Here is a 15,193-nt window from a genome sequence, read left to right as displayed (position 1 = left end):
AATAAGAACAGGAGAGAAAAATAATGCCGATTAAAATACAGAGCGATCTGCCCGTAAAAGAGATTCTGGAAAAAGAGAATATTTTCGTGATGGACGAGTCACGTGCATCCCATCAGGACATCCGTCCTATTCAGATACTTATCCTGAATCTGATGCCATTAAAAGAAGAGACGGAGCTTCAGCTTCTCCGTTCCCTTTCCAATACACCACTGCAGGTGGATGTCACTTTCATGGCAGTACAGAGCCATGAGGCAAAAAATACATCCATGAGCCATCTGAATAAATTTTATCAGACATTTCCGGAACTGAAAGATAACAAATATGATGGAATGATCATCACAGGTGCCCCGGTGGAACAGATGGAATTTGAAGAGGTGGACTACTGGAATGAACTGACAGAGATCATGGACTGGACAAATACCCATGTCACCTCCACTATTTATCTGTGCTGGGCTGCGCAGGCAGGGCTCTATTACCACTATGGCCTAAAGAAACGTAAACTGGACAAAAAAATGTTCGGCCTCTTCTGGCATAAGGTGATGAACCGCAAAATTCCGCTGGTACGCGGTTTCGATGATATGTTCCTGGCACCCCATTCCAGACATACGGAAGTTCCTATCGAGGATATCCATAACTGCAAAGAGCTGACAGTGCTTGCTGAGTCAGATGAAGCAGGGCTTTTCCTTGCAATGGCAGACGGCGGCCGCAAGATCTTTGTGATGGGACACCCGGAATATGACCGTGTGACACTGGACGGGGAATACAAACGTGACGTGAGTAAAAACCTGCCTATCGAGATGCCGGAAAACTACTACAAAGACAACAACCCTGAGAACCGCCCGCTCCTTATGTGGAGAGCACATGCGAACAACCTGTATACAAACTGGCTGAATTATTACGTCTACCAGTCAACTCCGTTCGACCTGTACGGAACACCGGATTTCAGCGAGATATAAAGGGTTTGCGAGAAGTTCAATTTTACGTATCTTACCGTATTTTTACATAATTTCACATTTCACGCAAAAATGGAGTGAAGAAACGAGTATAAGATGACTGCTGCCTATGCTGATATATGTATGTTTTGTCAGAATTAAAAAACAGGTTGCTGAACAGACATAATCTATATTATAATGTACATATAACCAAACTCACTTGGAGGTGATAACATGCCATTGCTCAAAGAAGAGTATACAAAAGAAGAAAAAATTGATGGTGTGATTTATGATATGTCACCCTCACCAAATTATCAACATGGAATTGTTAATAGTAATATTCATACTATTATAAAACATGGTTTAAAAGGAACATTGTGTCTTACCTTTATGGAGAATCTGGATTATAAATATCATGCACAGGAAAGTAATGATTATGTGATACCGGATGTGATGATTATATGTGACCGTAAGCATTTGAAAGGTGGTTCCTATACTGGTACACCCAGATTTATTGTAGAAACTCTTAGTCCTGCGACTGCATTGAGAGATATGACTGTGAAGAAAGAAATTTACCAGGCAGCAGGTGTAGAAGAGTATTGGATTATCTCACCGAAAGAAAGAGCAGTACAGATTTATTATCTTGAGGATGGTAAATATGATTTGAAGTATAGCTATATCTTGCAGGATGATCCAGAAGAAGATCATTATAATGCAGATACAGTAGTGACACTGAAAGATTTTCCGAAAATCTCCATGACATTAGCAGAGATGTTTGAGAACGTAGAATGATCACAATAGTAACTAAAAAATCAAGTAACTGAAAAATCATTCAATTTGGTGCTTGAAAAATGGGGTATTATATAAAATACTTGGTGTATAAAATCTCGAAAAGTACCGAAAAATCAAAAATACAATAAGGGACAGGACGAAATCAATGAACATAGGAAATATGATGAAAATTACAGGTGCATGGAACACCTTTAAGAACAACCACCCGAAATTCCCTGCATTCTGCCAGGCAGTTTCGCGTAAAGGAATCAGAGAGGGAAGCATTATCGAGATTGCGGTCACAACACCTGAAGGTGAGAAGATTGAGACAAACCTCAAAGTAAAAGAGAGCGATCTGGACCTGCTGAAACAGTTGTCGGAATAAACAGCCCCTGCTTGTCTGCGGCAATAGATTTCACAAAAATTTTATCTGTATATTCTTGTATATTACGAATAAATCTGCTATAGTATATTCTGTTGATTGGGGTTAACTGTTATTTCCCTGCTATGTTACAGATGCAATGGAGGATAACAGCTTTTTTACAGAAAAGAAAGAGGATGAAAATTGCGTAAAAAATCACATATTTTGTTAGCAAGATATCTTGCGGATCAGATGCAGACCACCGAAAGCCTGCAGTCTCACAGAAAGGCTTTCTGTCTTGGCAGTATCCTGCCGGATATCAGGCCATCTTTCATTACTAAGAGACATGAGTTTTACGGAACCTTTGAAGAGATTAAACAGCGTATGAAAGAACTGGCTGATATCAGACCGGATGAGAGTAACCAGAGAGTTTACTGGCGTCGGTTCGGCGAAGTGATCCACTATATGGCGGATTATTTTACTTTTCCTCATAATAAAACATATACAGGTACTTTTACTCAGCATAACCATTATGAGAAAGTTCTGAAGAACAGACTGAAATCCTGCATAGAGCAGGGGGAGGCACAGAGATATCTGGAACCGGCAATACATTTTGCCAGCTTTTCTACACTGATCGATTATATTGAGGCAACTCATGAGAGATACCTTAATAAGCTCCGCTGTGTGGAAGAGGATATCCGATTTATCCTGAACATGTGCTTTCAGGTGATCCAGGGACTGGTGCAGATCTGTTTCGGACAGAGCCTTGCAGAGAGAATACAGGCTTCCTGAAACGGAAGATATATGCGGAGAAAGCAACAGGGAAGCTGTGTGGGGAATATTTCCACACAGCTTTCTTTGAGTTTTGTCATCTGCCTGAAATGTGACGAAAAAATGAATTTTTGGATAAATGAGGAAATTGATGAGTTACAGCGGTTGAATTTAAAAAATGATTATGCTAGAATAAAAAAGGTTAATGTTTTATAGAAATTAGAATCAGTCAGCCTGTCTTTATAAAAAAGGGGGAAAGGACAGGCTTAGAATAAGAAGGGAGCAATCCAGATATATGAAAAACAAGTATCTTACCAGATTCTTATGTATGACAATAGCATCGGGTATGATGTTATCAGGTACTGCGGCTGTATATGCAGCGGAAGACGAGGCAGCATATACGTCCGATGGCAGCGGATTTGAATTCAGTGATTCCAGTGATTTTGATTCCGAGCCGTCTGAGCCTACACCTGCACCGGAAGAACCGACACCGGAACCGGTCGACCCCACACCTGTGGATCCGACACCGTCTGAGCCCACACCTGCACCGGAAGAACCGACACCGACACCGGACAATCCCACACCGACACCGGACAACCCGACACCAACACCGGATAATCCTACGCCGACACCGGACAACCCGACACCAACACCGGATAATCCCACACCGACGCCGGATAACCCGACACCAACACCAACACCCGCTTCTCAGATCACAGCGGCAGCCCAGGCTGTAATAGACAGGATCAGCGAACTGGATGCCCAGGGGATTACTCTGGAAAAGAAAGCGATGGTCCAGAGTATCCGTACAGCATATAATGCATTGAGTAAGACGGAACAGGAGCAGGTTTCCAACTACAATATGTTGGTTCAGGCAGAGGCAAAGATCACTCAGTTAGAGAAACAGCAGAATAATAACAATAATAATAGTAACAATTCTTTTACAGATAATACAACTCCCACAGCTCAGACAGGAACTCCTGTATATTATGCATCCAACATCCATGCGGGCAAGGACTTCTATCTGGACAGCCTGAAGAATAATTATCATCTGACTTTTTCTGATGATTTTGCATCTGTGATGAGTGCGATCGAGAAGGAATATAAAGAAAAGAATAAAATTGCAGATGCAACTGATATTAACGGAAGTAAGACTACCACATCTGCAGACAGCCTGCTTGTGAGAAACTGGCAGGATATTCTTGCAGTCTATATATATCAGCAGAGCAAAGACGGCAAAACAGAATATACTCTGGATGCCTCCTGTAAGGATGATCTGGCGAAGATCTTCGCTGAGATGAACCCAATCGTACGTGACAAACAGAACATCACACATGTTACATACGGTGATCGTAAGATCAACTATTATATTAAGAAGAATAAGATTGCAAAAAAAGACCGCGCGATCCTTAAGAAATATACAGAGACTGACTGTAAACTTCTCTGTGCAGTTGTAACGGCTGCCAACGGTTTTGTCCGCGAGAGCGTCGGAGATGATGTATCCGAAGAGAGAGTAAATGTTATCTCAGCAGCCTATTCACTGGTAGGTAAAGTAGGATACTTCTGGGGTGGTAAATCCACAACGATTGGTGAAGATCCAAGCTGGGGAACTACAGCACAGGTTTCAGCAGATGGAAGTAAGAGTACAGGTACCTTACGTGCATATGGACTTGACTGCTCAGGATTTGTTACCTGGTCGGTGATCAACGGATACCAGAGTCAGGACATGCAGGCGGTAGTCGGTGACGGAACTTCTGATCAGTGGACCAGGGCAAACGTAGTAAGCGAAGCAGATGCACAGCCCGGAGATCTGGTATTCCAGAAAGGACCGGAAGCAGGCAGTGATAACCATGTTGGTATCCTCTGCGGTAAGACAGATGCAGGTGACTGGATCGCCGTACACTGTTCATCCAGCAAGAACGGCGTAACAGTAGGAGAGGCGTACAGTGCAAGCTTCCGCTATATCCGTCAGCCATCCTTCTATCCGACACAGGAGGAAGTGCAGCAGATGCAGAACAGCAGTGTTGCGATCAGTTCCGGTTCCGATATTTCTACAGTTAATTTGACTGTAGGTAATACACTTCAGGATGCACTGACATCCGATAATTCCGCAACTACTTCCGCGTCAACAGGAACAGCAGGATTTACATCATCAGATTCTGATAAGAAAGTATCTATCATTCCGGACAAGATCGACCTGTCCAAAGAGAATGTAGCTGTATTTAAGGCAAAATAAAAATGTATAAATAAAAAAGAAGAAGAGAAAGCTGTACAGAAAAGTCCGGCTTTTCCTTCTTCTTTTTTGTTTACAATGGAATTGTCCGATCGGCCTGGAACAGAAACTTGAATTTAATTCTGAACATCAGAATGAAGAAATCCAAAGCATAAAAACCAGTTATCTGACTTCAACAGGAAATGAGCCGGTAGAATGTAAGCAGGATGATTTAAAAATTCTTACCTTTGATTCTAAGAATATGAAAGTATAAATGAATAGCAATGCAGAGAAGTTTGATTCATATAAATATGCAAAAATTTCCTTTGATTTGGGAGATGTGTTGTATAATTTCTACATTTATCCTGTGCAGAATAATGTTTATGATTATGAACTCAATCAGGGAAGCGGGACTGCAATTGCTTATGTTCCAACAGATATAGACAGTATTAGGAAGCTTTGTTCTTTAGATAATGATGGATATACTTATATGTATGCCAGAACAGATAAAGAAGATAAGAATTTTGAACTTAGATTTAGTGTTTATTCAAAAACTGGAATTGGATCGTTCAATGGAAATTACATAGATTCATCAGCAAATAAATGGTTTATGAGATACCAGGATAATACGAATGAATGGGTATTTTATCGTTTGGAGGGAAATCGTTGGTATCGTTTTCATAATGGTGATAAGAACGAACAAGACCTGAAAAAGAAAGCTCAAATAACCCGGTTTTATTGGAAATTAAATAACAAGACACATTTATTTGATGACAATGGTAAGGAAACGGCTGAGGTCTTAAATAGCTATTTTTGGAAAAAATGGAAATAGCAGGAGGCGATTAAACTTAGAAAGTCGCACAGCTCAGCTTTGATAAGTAAAGCTTAATGAATTGCTGGATAAAAGATACTTATTGAGGCAAGTTCTTCTCAATTAAAAAATAATATTTGTTCTGAAATTTTCGTAACTTTAAGCCACAGACTGGAACCCACCCAGCCTGTGGCTTTTTCGCATTCTAAGGTTGACATCCCATCTGCCATTTGCTACACTAAAATCACATATCTGGGAAAGTTCTGAGGTCGTTCGGTCAATCTGATTCCACATATGAAACTGAAATAAATATGGTGGAAACAGTACAACGGCACATATAAATTCTGCAGGAACATGCTGTTTCCTCCATCATAAGGAAAGGAGCATGCAGAATGAAAGAAAAAAACTGGAAGAGTTGAACCTGCTGGATGATTTCCTTTTCAATGCCATGATGACATATCCTGAAATGGGAGAGAAGTTTACACAGAAGATTCTGAAACTTTTATTTAACAAGGAATTTCGAAATCTGAAAGTGATTGCACAGAAATTCTATGGGGGATTGAATACGGATCTGCGGGGAGCCAGACTGAATGTTTATGTGGAAAGCGATGACCGTGTTGATCTTGACGGAAATAAGAGATTAGGTACTCTGTAATGCTTGTGTCTTTGATGCTGAATGGATATGAGCTGATTTGTAATCAGGAAGAATCAGTTGATATTATTTTAAAGTTGGATTCCATTTTTTATGGAATATCCAATTCTCCAAAATTCGATAACACCTGTTAGGACTAATATAAAAAGATTGATTCGTATCTATGATTATTTGAAATGGGGTAAACATTGAAAGTAAAAGAACTTCCCGACTAAAGCGTCTAACAAGCATGACACCGTACAGGAAGCCCTTTTCTTATTTGGTACCTTGGAACTAAAGCATCTATAAAATAGATACCGATTCCTCAGCACTTAATTTTATGTTTAAAACAAGATTATTATACCTTGTGTGTTAAAATTTGTAAACCCAAATTTATGAGATTGGAGAAAGAGAATAAAAAAAGATGGTTGAGGTTGCACCTCCTGTCGGGAAACGGATTCCCTATATGAGGCGAGAATTAATATGGAAAGGAGAGGAGTTGTGATGATGGAATTACCTGAAGAAAAGATTTGTGCAAGAGATGAAGTTTGAAAGGGGCAAACGGACAGAAAGGGGAAATTGTAATATGAAAATGAAAAAGAAAAAAGGGGTTACTGTTTTTCTCTGCATCATTATGTGTATCTCTAATATCTTTATTGGGATATATCCCGCTGCAGGTGCCACATCGGTGAAGAAGCCTAAAATTAACAAATATGCTTCTGTTTATGCGGAAATCCCTGAATTAGGTCTCAGTTTTAAGGTGAGAGAAAATGATGTAAAATATGGTGCGAGTTTTACTAAATTTGTATATACTTATTATGCATATTGCGTGAAAAACTGGGGAAATAAGCAGATAAATGTCCAGGATCAGAACGGCAAAAAAGTTAAAATGTCAATTGCCGAGTGTACACGCGCTGCAGTACGTCAGAGTGATAATTATACTTCGCGTGCTGTTTTAAAATATATTCAGGCAGACGAAAAAAGATATCGTGGTTATATCAACTGGCTGAAAAAAGCATTGGGAAAAACGCCACCAACGGTGACAGATGGATATAAATATCGTATTGCTTATAAAAATGATAGGGCATCCGCTTTTTGTCCATGGTCTACTGCAAAAGAAAATGCCACACTTTGGAAATATATCTGGAAAGACGGATATGAAAATAAAGCAAATTATTCCAAACAGCGATATACCTATTTCTTTAGATGGACATCATACTATTATAGTGGGGGATCTTATGGTAAAAATTGTTATGTCAAGGATTTCCATTGTAAAGTAGGTCAGTGGGGAGATTCTAATCCGGAATTATCCGTGTATACCCATGGCGGATTTTATGATCTCATACTTGCTAATGGCAAAACATATCATTTATTTATCAGTTATATGGTTGACCATTATGATCCGACATCAGAAAATGATATGACTAAGGTTGAAGATTATCTTATCAGTAAGGCAAATCAGAAGATAAAGAAAAAAGATAATAATGGTGCATTTGCTATGCCAGCAGACATATATGTAGAACCGGAGAAAATTGTCTCATATTCACCAGAGTGTTACAATGCCTATGAGATAGGGTATATGGATTGGACGTTGAAGGATATTGAAGTGGATACAGATAATAAAAATGTGGGGTATGTATGGGCAATAGACTATGGTTCAAGAATATATATGAGATTTGTTGCATTAAGTCCAGGAACAACTACAGTGACTGTAAGTGTTGGAGATAAGAGTATGACTTCTAAGATAAAGGTTTTGCCATATCAAAACCCTGTTTCTTCCATTAAAATTGGGAATACTACTGTGTCAGGAAAGAAATTTAATAAGAAGCCGTATGTTTTGCAACATATCAAAGGTATAGCAGGCAATCATAAAGTAAAGTATACATGTGTTCCTAAAGATGGATGGTCTGTTAAGAGAACATATTACGCTAATGATTTTTCGGAAATATATTTTCCGTCAAAAAATGGACATGTTTTAAATCTAAATCCAACCTCACAGTATACAATTTATTCAAATCTGATAAATCAACAGACCGGACAGGAAGTTACAGTTGAGACATCTGTTCAATAGTGCTGGAATACCGTCAGATTTTTTCACCGAATATTTATGAAATTAAGAAAAAATATTATTATTGTACTGTATGATGAAAAAATGATATAATAATATAAGTTTATATTGCAGAAAAAATTGTTGTTCGTGAGAGGCTGGGAATAATGATCGAGTGGAAACAAATGACGATGCAGGAAGCAGAGAATAAAATGGAGGTGCTGCGGGAGATTTTTGATGTAGTCCGTCTCCTGAAAGGGAGTGATCTGCAGACTGACGGAATGGAAAATAAGCTTGAAGGAGAAAAAAATCTTTGCCAGTGTTATGCTTTCTGGAATAAAGATAAAAGATGTGAGAATTGCATTTCTATTAAAGCGCTGAATGAAAAGAAACAGACATCCAAAATTGAATTTCTTGATTCTGATATGTATCAGGCATTTGCAAGGTATCTGGAAATTGACAGTGAGCCTTATGTAATGGAAATGCTGAAAAAACTGGACGAAAACACACTGACTGATGAGGAAGGATATGAAAAACTGACGGAAAAGCTGACGGTATATAGCGAAAAGCTGTATAAGGATGTGCTGACAGGGGCGTATAACCGCAGATATTTTGAGGAAAAAGTCAAAAATATGTCTTTGAATGCCGGAATTGCAGTTATCGATCTGGATGATTTTAAATTGTTCAATGACACTTATGGCCACGATGGAGGAGACCTGGTACTGACAACCGTAGTGAATGTAATTCGGCATTATATCCGTCGTACGGATATTCTGGTGCGCTATGGGGGAGATGAATTTCTGCTGATCCTGCCTGGAATTGAGAAAGAAGTTTTTTCACAGAAGCTTCGTATGATCCAGGAGAAGATCCATGCGACACATATTCCAGGTTTTAATCGTCTGAAGCTTTCAGTGAGCATTGGTGGAGCTATGTTTACCCACGGTAGACTGGAGGAAGCAATCACCAAAGCAGACAGACTTATGTATATGGCCAAGGGACATAAAAATATAGTAGTGACCCGGTGGGATCAGAAGAAAAATACAGATAAGATGGAAAAAAGAAACCTGCCCCAGCTTCTGGTCGTTGATGATTCTGAAATGAACCGTGAGATACTTAAGGAAATTCTGGGAAAGGAATACCGGATCTTGGAGGCCTGTGACGGGGAAGAGGCTCTGAAGACGCTGGAGCAGCATGGAACGGAAATCTCATTGGTCCTGTTGGATATTATTATGCCCAAAATGGATGGATTTGAAGTACTCGCCTATATGAACAGAGATAAATGGATTGAGGATATACCGGTAATCATGATTTCCAGTGAAGGATCAGAGAGTTATATCCGCCGTGCCTACGAACTGGGGGCTTCGGATTATATAAGCAGACCATTTGATACCAAGGTGGTATATCAGCGGGTTATCAATATGATCAAGCTTTATGCCAAGCAAAGGCGCCTGATTCATCTGGTAACAGATCAGATTTATGAAAAAGAGAAAAACGACCGTATGATGACCGGGATTCTTAGTCAGATTGTAGAGTTCCGAAATGGTGAAAGCGGGCTTCATGTGCTGCATATTAATATTCTGACTCAGCTTTTGCTGGAGAGACTGATGCGAAAATCAGAGGATTACGATCTTTCCTGGTCTCAGCAGCATATGATCGCCACAGCTTCTGCACTTCATGATATCGGTAAGATTGGAATTGATGAAAAAATTCTGAATAAACCCGGAAAGCTTACAAAGGAAGAATTTGAAGCTATGAAACAGCACACGATCATAGGTGCCCGGATGCTTGACAGTCTGGAAATGTATCATGATGAGGAGATGATAAAATATGCCTATGAAATATGCCGCTGGCATCATGAACGTTATGATGGAAAAGGATATCCGGATGGCCTGAAGGGAGAAGAAATCCCTATATCTGCCCAGGTGGTCTCACTGGCAGATGTGTATGATGCCCTGGTAAGTGACCGAGTATATAAGAAAGCATATTCTCATGAAAAGGCAATGGAGATGATTCTGAATGGAGAATGCGGAATGTTTAATCCTCTTCTTTTGGAATGTCTGGTGGAAATTCAGGATAAAGTACGCAAGGAACTTGGTATTAAAGATGTGAATGAATGTCTGGAACATCTGGAAGAGAGAAACTGTTAAAAATTCCCTGAAGCCCCTGTCCTGACAATAAAATACACCGGTTTATGGAGATGTTTTTCTTTCATAAATCGGTGTATTTGTCTTATGAGATTTAATTTTTCGGCAATGTATCTTTGAAATTTGAATAATCTTCTGTAATTTTCTTTACGTATACATCATAAGCTTCTTGTAAACTATCACATTTCCTGCCCTTATCCGTAATTTCCTGATAACCAGAAGGAGATAGATGATCTGCAATTGTCATATACGGTGTTTTTATATCTGTTCCCTCTCGCTTGGCAGTTGTTGACTCGGAAACATAGTATTTTCCATCTGCTCGGCGGATAATGACAGGAATTTTTGTTTTTTCATCAACTGTACTAATGTTTACAGAAGTCCAGAAAAGATACTGTTTTGTTTCATCTTTACCATGTCCCAAATATGCCCAGGTACCTCTTTTCAATAAACTGTTATCGTTTATTTTTTGTTTAATTCGTTCAACTCTAGGTGTACTTGCATTGGAATCAAGTTCAAAATTAAATGCGCTTGAAACGTTTAAAGTACTACCATTGGGATCTAATAAACCAGAATCTTTAAGTGGCCCCATCAAATTTTCCTTCATATCAAATGGATCTTTCTTTCCGTCACTTTCTTTTCCATCTGTCCATGTAAATCTTACACTGTTATTATCATTAAGGGAAATCTCACAGTTTCCACCGGCATGGGGAATTCCTACCCAGTTTTCAGTATTTTCATCACCTACAGTATGAGAAATCCCGGCGATGGTAATAGTTTTTGCGGACTGCCAGTCATTTATTTTCTGTTTCAGCGGAACTGTTCTCTTAGCCTCTTCAGGATCTGTGCCATCCAGATTTATATCTGCCATCATTTCACCATACGCGGTGCGGACGTTTGCCAGGTCTGTTGATTCGCGGCTTTGTTCCACATATTTTGTGTAAGAAGGCGCCAGAATTCCGACAAGAATCGCCAGGATTGCGACCACGACTATAAGTTCAACCAGGGTAAAGCCTTTATCTTTTTTTGCATGTATTTTACCTGTAAATAAAAATGTTAAATAATAGTTATGCCGGGAGTAAAATATATACTTTACCCCTTAAGCTTTTGTTAGAATGATAGCACAGAATCTGTTAGTGTGCAATATTTGCAGAAAAAATATTTCTTTACAGATACAGGGCAATCGTATGGATCATTTTTTCCACATCCAGTGGTTTGGCCAGATGTGCGTTCATGCCACAGTTCAGTGTGTGGCGGACATCTTCTGCAAAAACATTGGCGCGTTCGGCAGTATCAAGAGCTTCTTTAAGGAGCTTCTGGTGTCTGATCTCTGATTCCACCACATGTCCTCTGCTGCCATCGGAATGTACCGTCTCTACTGCATCAACTGTTTCATAAATATGACGGATCGGATCCAGGTAAGTCTTTGGCCCCTGTATCCCCAGTGCTACAGGGCAGGGAGGGCATGGGGAATCAAGCCCCATAAGTGCCTTATAGCATTTCACTCCTGGCTGGAGATTGGGGTACAGCTGTCTGGCAGTGTCGTTATAGCTTAGGATATTATAGTCTTTGTCTATGCTGTAATATCCGGATGAGTGTGTGTTCATAATTTTGTACTCCTGGTGTTTAATACTTTAAAGTATACTCTTTTTACTAAAAAATAGCAATGATAATGGGGAAATTTGTAAAGGTTGTACAATGTTTCTGATGTCTGCACACGATTCCCAGGTTGACATCCCATCTGTCGTTTGCTACACTAAAAGCACATATCTGACAAAGGAATGGGAAGTATGAAGAAGAAAAAAATTATAATTTTATCTATTATGATAATTGTGGTTGCCTTACTCCTTGAAGCAAGCATTCTGAAATATGTCAATGACAAAAATGCCCATAGAACATCAAAGGTGCTTCTTGATCGTGTGATTACTGTGCTTGATAAAAATGATGAGAACAGGAACGAGCTGATCGAATCGTTAAAGGACGATTATATTGTAAGGGCTAAAGCTGTGTCATATATGATTGATGCTGATCCGGCGGTAGAATATGATGTGAATGAGCTGCAGAAAATAGCAAAATTAATGGCCGTTGATGAGATACATCTGTTTGATGATCAGGGAACTATTTACAGTGGTTCTGCGTCCAAGTATTTTGGCTATAATTTTGATTCCGGTGCGCAGATGGAGTATTTTAAGCCTATGCTTAAGGATAAATCGCTGACCATGTGTCAGGATGTTACTCCCAATACTGCAGAGGGAAAGAAAATGATGTATGCCATCACCTGGAACGAAGACGGAACCAAGATGCTCCAGGTGGGAATTGAGCCAAAGAGACTTCTCAATGAAATAAAGCAGAATAACATTTCCAATGTAGTTGCCGGAATGCCGGTATATAAAGCCATGGAAATTATGGTTGCAGATGCGGATACACAGGTAATAGAAGGAGCCACGGACAGTAGCAAATTAGGGAAAAAACTGGAAGATGTGGGGATATCATCGGATCATGTCAGTGATGACGGTGCGACTGTAATACAGATCAGAATGGGTGGAAAGCACTGCAGATGCATGATGCACCAGAATGATAACTATATTGTTATTGTAACTGTAGAGGATTCATTTTATCAGCAGAGTGACATGATTGCTATTTTTATAGTAGGCGCATATTTGGTACTGGCATCCTGCTGTATAACCTATATGTTTTCCAAAGTGATGAAAGAAAGACTGGAAAAAGAAAAACTGATATACACCTCAAATACGGATGAGCTTACCAGATGTTTAAACAGGCACGCCTATGAAAATGATATGAAAAAGCTTAATCTTAGTGAGGAATGGGTATACATTTCTGCAGATCTGAACGGATTAAAACAGACAAATGATTCTTATGGCCATATGGCAGGAGACGAACTTATATGTGCAGCTGCAGATTGCATGAGAGACAGTTTTCATGAGTATGGAAAGGTATACAGAATCGGTGGAGATGAATTTGCGGTGATCATTACAGAGAATCCAAGCCGGGTGGAAGAACTGATGCATAGTTTCGACTCCAATGTGGCAAACTGGCATGGAAAGTTTGTTGATTCAATGACTGTTTCGTACGGATGGGTTTTCAGCACAGAGAGAAACTGGGGTAGTGCATATGAAATCTCAAAAGCTGCAGATGCAAGAATGTATCAGAGTAAGGAACGCTACTATAAGAAAAGCGGTGCAGACAGAAGATAGGCAGGTTACAAAAAAGTCACTGCAACAGGAAACTGATAGAGCAGTGCAGGATTCTTGGAGAATATGCGCAATATGTAGAAAAAGTACGTGAAAACGCGGAGGTTATTGCGATGAGTATATTTGAGTATGACAAAGAGGAAGAGGAACAGAAACTGCAGGCAATTTATGAAAAGCAGGGTGAATTAAGAAAGGAAAAAAGCATAGCCATCTCGCTTGCGCAGGAAGGAGAATCCGTAGAGAGAATAGCAAGAATCCTTGGTGAAACGGAAAAAACAATTAAAGAATGGCTGGCTGAAATGCATTAAAATTGGTTCCGCAGTATCATCAACTGAATGTTACTGTGAAACCTTTTTATATCTGCCTGTTATTTTAGCCGGGCAAGTCGGATTTTACCTGCGTATCCCTGACAGTTCGTCTTCTATCCACTTATCTGTGTTGAAGTTGCTGTCAAAGAATCTGACGATTACGCCGTAAGGTTCTGTATCGCTGTTGAATGCGTTGGCTTCATCTGTGTCTACGTGCATTGCCAGGTGATAATTTCTGTGGACTCTGACTACTACATCTGCGTAGATAAGTGCTCGTCCATAGCTTTTGGTCAGGACGAAGACTTCATCGTTGTCTTTGATATGCAAGGCAAGTGCTTCATCTGGAGTCATGTGGATGTGGCGTTTGGCTACGATGACACCTCTGGGGATTTCGATATCCCCGCATGGGCCGGATAAAATACAGCCGGGAGTTCCTTCGATATCACCGGACTGGCGTATTACGCTTGGAATCCCCAGTTTTCTGGTGTCTGTAAGGGACATTTCTACCTGCGTGTCGCTGCGGAAAGGACCGAGAAGTGCCATGTTTTCGAAAGTACCTTTCGGCCCTTTGACAGTCACTCGTTCCTGGCACAGATATTGTCCAGGCTGGCTTAATTCCTTGATAAAATGTGGTTTGCTTCCCTCTCCGAATAATTTTTCAAAATCTTCCTGCGAGATGTGCAGATGTCTGGCAGAAGTTTCTATAGGTATTTTGATGCTCATTTATTACAATACTCCCTCAATATGTTACTTGTATATATCTGTCCGATATCCTGGATACAGAGCAGTTATACTTACTTTTTAGTGTATCTCTTTAACTGGAAATATGCAATGTTTATCTTGTAAGAAGGACAATTTTCATTATAAAATAGTGTTAACTTACTTTTATCGGTTTACAAGGAGAAGTGTTCTGGGCTATAATAAGATACATTAGAATAACAGTTACTGTTCACACACCACTATCCCGCGAGGTGTTTTGGCATGAATATGCCAAAA

Annotated in this window: 14 protein-coding genes; 11 read left to right on the top strand and 3 right to left on the bottom strand. The window is 39.8% G+C overall.

The window, feature by feature from the left end; translation table 11 throughout:
- The first annotated feature begins 23 nt into the window (after positions 1–23).
- From metA to G4417_RS13265, 9 genes are all read left to right on the top strand, one after another.
- On the top strand, positions 24–956 hold the full coding sequence (gene metA / locus G4417_RS13305; protein WP_173683817.1) for a homoserine O-acetyltransferase MetA: 933 nt from the start codon (positions 24–26) through the stop codon (positions 954–956).
- A gap of 210 nt (positions 957–1,166) precedes the next feature.
- Positions 1,167–1,724, top strand: a complete 558-nt coding sequence (locus G4417_RS13300) for a Uma2 family endonuclease (RefSeq protein WP_173683816.1) — start codon at positions 1,167–1,169, stop codon at positions 1,722–1,724.
- 145 nt (positions 1,725–1,869) lie between these two features.
- The gene (locus G4417_RS13295) at positions 1,870–2,088 is read left to right on the top strand and encodes a hypothetical protein (RefSeq protein WP_173683815.1); all 219 of its coding nucleotides are present in this window, start codon (positions 1,870–1,872) and stop codon (positions 2,086–2,088) included.
- Positions 2,089–2,289: 201 nt separating this feature from the next.
- Positions 2,290–2,856: a zinc dependent phospholipase C family protein gene (locus G4417_RS13290; protein WP_243872149.1), complete on the top strand. Its 567-nt coding sequence runs from the start codon at positions 2,290–2,292 to the stop codon at positions 2,854–2,856.
- Positions 2,857–3,130: 274 nt separating this feature from the next.
- Positions 3,131–5,071, top strand: coding sequence for a C40 family peptidase (locus tag G4417_RS13285; protein ID WP_173683813.1), 1,941 nt, complete (start codon positions 3,131–3,133; stop codon positions 5,069–5,071).
- 250 nt (positions 5,072–5,321) lie between these two features.
- Positions 5,322–5,879 (top strand): hypothetical protein, encoded by a 558-nt coding sequence (locus G4417_RS13280; RefSeq protein WP_173683812.1) that lies wholly within the window; start codon positions 5,322–5,324, stop codon positions 5,877–5,879.
- Between the two features lie 364 nt (positions 5,880–6,243).
- On the top strand, positions 6,244–6,513 hold the full coding sequence (locus G4417_RS13275; RefSeq protein WP_173683811.1) for a hypothetical protein: 270 nt from the start codon (positions 6,244–6,246) through the stop codon (positions 6,511–6,513).
- A gap of 568 nt (positions 6,514–7,081) precedes the next feature.
- The gene (locus G4417_RS13270; protein WP_173717693.1) at positions 7,082–8,560 is read left to right on the top strand and encodes a hypothetical protein; all 1,479 of its coding nucleotides are present in this window, start codon (positions 7,082–7,084) and stop codon (positions 8,558–8,560) included.
- 143 nt (positions 8,561–8,703) lie between these two features.
- Positions 8,704–10,683, top strand: coding sequence for a diguanylate cyclase (locus G4417_RS13265; RefSeq protein ID WP_173683809.1), 1,980 nt, complete (start codon positions 8,704–8,706; stop codon positions 10,681–10,683).
- 91 nt (positions 10,684–10,774) lie between these two features.
- Here the strand turns inward: G4417_RS13265 and G4417_RS13260 are convergent, their stop codons facing one another.
- Positions 10,775–11,671, bottom strand: coding sequence for a type IV pilin protein (locus G4417_RS13260; RefSeq protein WP_420314197.1), 897 nt, complete (start codon positions 11,669–11,671; stop codon positions 10,775–10,777).
- 172 nt (positions 11,672–11,843) lie between these two features.
- Positions 11,844–12,284, bottom strand: coding sequence for a hypothetical protein (locus tag G4417_RS13255; protein ID WP_173683808.1), 441 nt, complete (start codon positions 12,282–12,284; stop codon positions 11,844–11,846).
- Positions 12,285–12,500: 216 nt separating this feature from the next.
- Here G4417_RS13255 and G4417_RS13250 point away from each other — a divergent pair, with 216 nt between their 5' ends.
- Positions 12,501–13,892 carry a GGDEF domain-containing protein gene (locus G4417_RS13250; protein ID WP_243872148.1) on the top strand — a complete coding sequence of 464 codons (1,392 nt, stop codon included), beginning with the start codon at positions 12,501–12,503 and terminating at the stop codon, positions 13,890–13,892.
- Positions 13,893–14,002: 110 nt separating this feature from the next.
- Positions 14,003–14,197, top strand: coding sequence for a hypothetical protein (locus tag G4417_RS13245; RefSeq protein ID WP_243268920.1), 195 nt, complete (start codon positions 14,003–14,005; stop codon positions 14,195–14,197).
- An 84-nt stretch (positions 14,198–14,281) separates the two neighbouring features.
- Here G4417_RS13245 and G4417_RS13240 read toward each other — a convergent pair whose 3' ends face one another.
- Entirely contained in the window at positions 14,282–14,920 is a 639-nt protein-coding gene (locus G4417_RS13240) for a PduL/EutD family phosphate acyltransferase (RefSeq protein WP_117674660.1), read from the bottom strand.
- Between the last annotated feature and the right edge of the window lie 273 nt (positions 14,921–15,193).

The organism is Blautia wexlerae, from assembly GCF_013300825.1.
Taxonomy (GTDB): domain Bacteria; phylum Bacillota; class Clostridia; order Lachnospirales; family Lachnospiraceae; genus Blautia_A; species Blautia_A wexlerae_B.
The sequence above is the reverse complement of the archived record's forward strand: the minus strand, read 5'-3'. Positions and strand labels throughout refer to the sequence as shown.

Excerpts from the sequence above, each read along its gene's own strand:
- metA (WP_173683817.1), top strand. The coding sequence starts at position 24 with ATGCCGATTAAAATACAGAGCGATCTGCCCGTAAAAGAGATTCTGGAA.
- G4417_RS13300 (WP_173683816.1), top strand. The coding sequence starts at position 1,167 with ATGCCATTGCTCAAAGAAGAGTATACAAAAGAAGAAAAAATTGATGGT.
- G4417_RS13295 (WP_173683815.1), top strand. The coding sequence starts at position 1,870 with ATGAACATAGGAAATATGATGAAAATTACAGGTGCATGGAACACCTTT.
- G4417_RS13285 (WP_173683813.1), top strand. The coding sequence starts at position 3,131 with ATGAAAAACAAGTATCTTACCAGATTCTTATGTATGACAATAGCATCG.
- G4417_RS13280 (WP_173683812.1), top strand. The coding sequence starts at position 5,322 with ATGAATAGCAATGCAGAGAAGTTTGATTCATATAAATATGCAAAAATT.
- G4417_RS13275 (WP_173683811.1), top strand. The coding sequence starts at position 6,244 with ATGCAGAATGAAAGAAAAAAACTGGAAGAGTTGAACCTGCTGGATGAT.
- G4417_RS13270 (WP_173717693.1), top strand. The coding sequence starts at position 7,082 with ATGAAAAAGAAAAAAGGGGTTACTGTTTTTCTCTGCATCATTATGTGT.
- G4417_RS13265 (WP_173683809.1), top strand. The coding sequence starts at position 8,704 with ATGATCGAGTGGAAACAAATGACGATGCAGGAAGCAGAGAATAAAATG.
- G4417_RS13255 (WP_173683808.1), bottom strand. The coding sequence starts at position 12,284 with ATGAACACACACTCATCCGGATATTACAGCATAGACAAAGACTATAAT.
- G4417_RS13250 (WP_243872148.1), top strand. The coding sequence starts at position 12,501 with ATGATAATTGTGGTTGCCTTACTCCTTGAAGCAAGCATTCTGAAATAT.
- G4417_RS13245 (WP_243268920.1), top strand. The coding sequence starts at position 14,003 with ATGAGTATATTTGAGTATGACAAAGAGGAAGAGGAACAGAAACTGCAG.
- G4417_RS13240 (WP_117674660.1), bottom strand. The coding sequence starts at position 14,920 with ATGAGCATCAAAATACCTATAGAAACTTCTGCCAGACATCTGCACATC.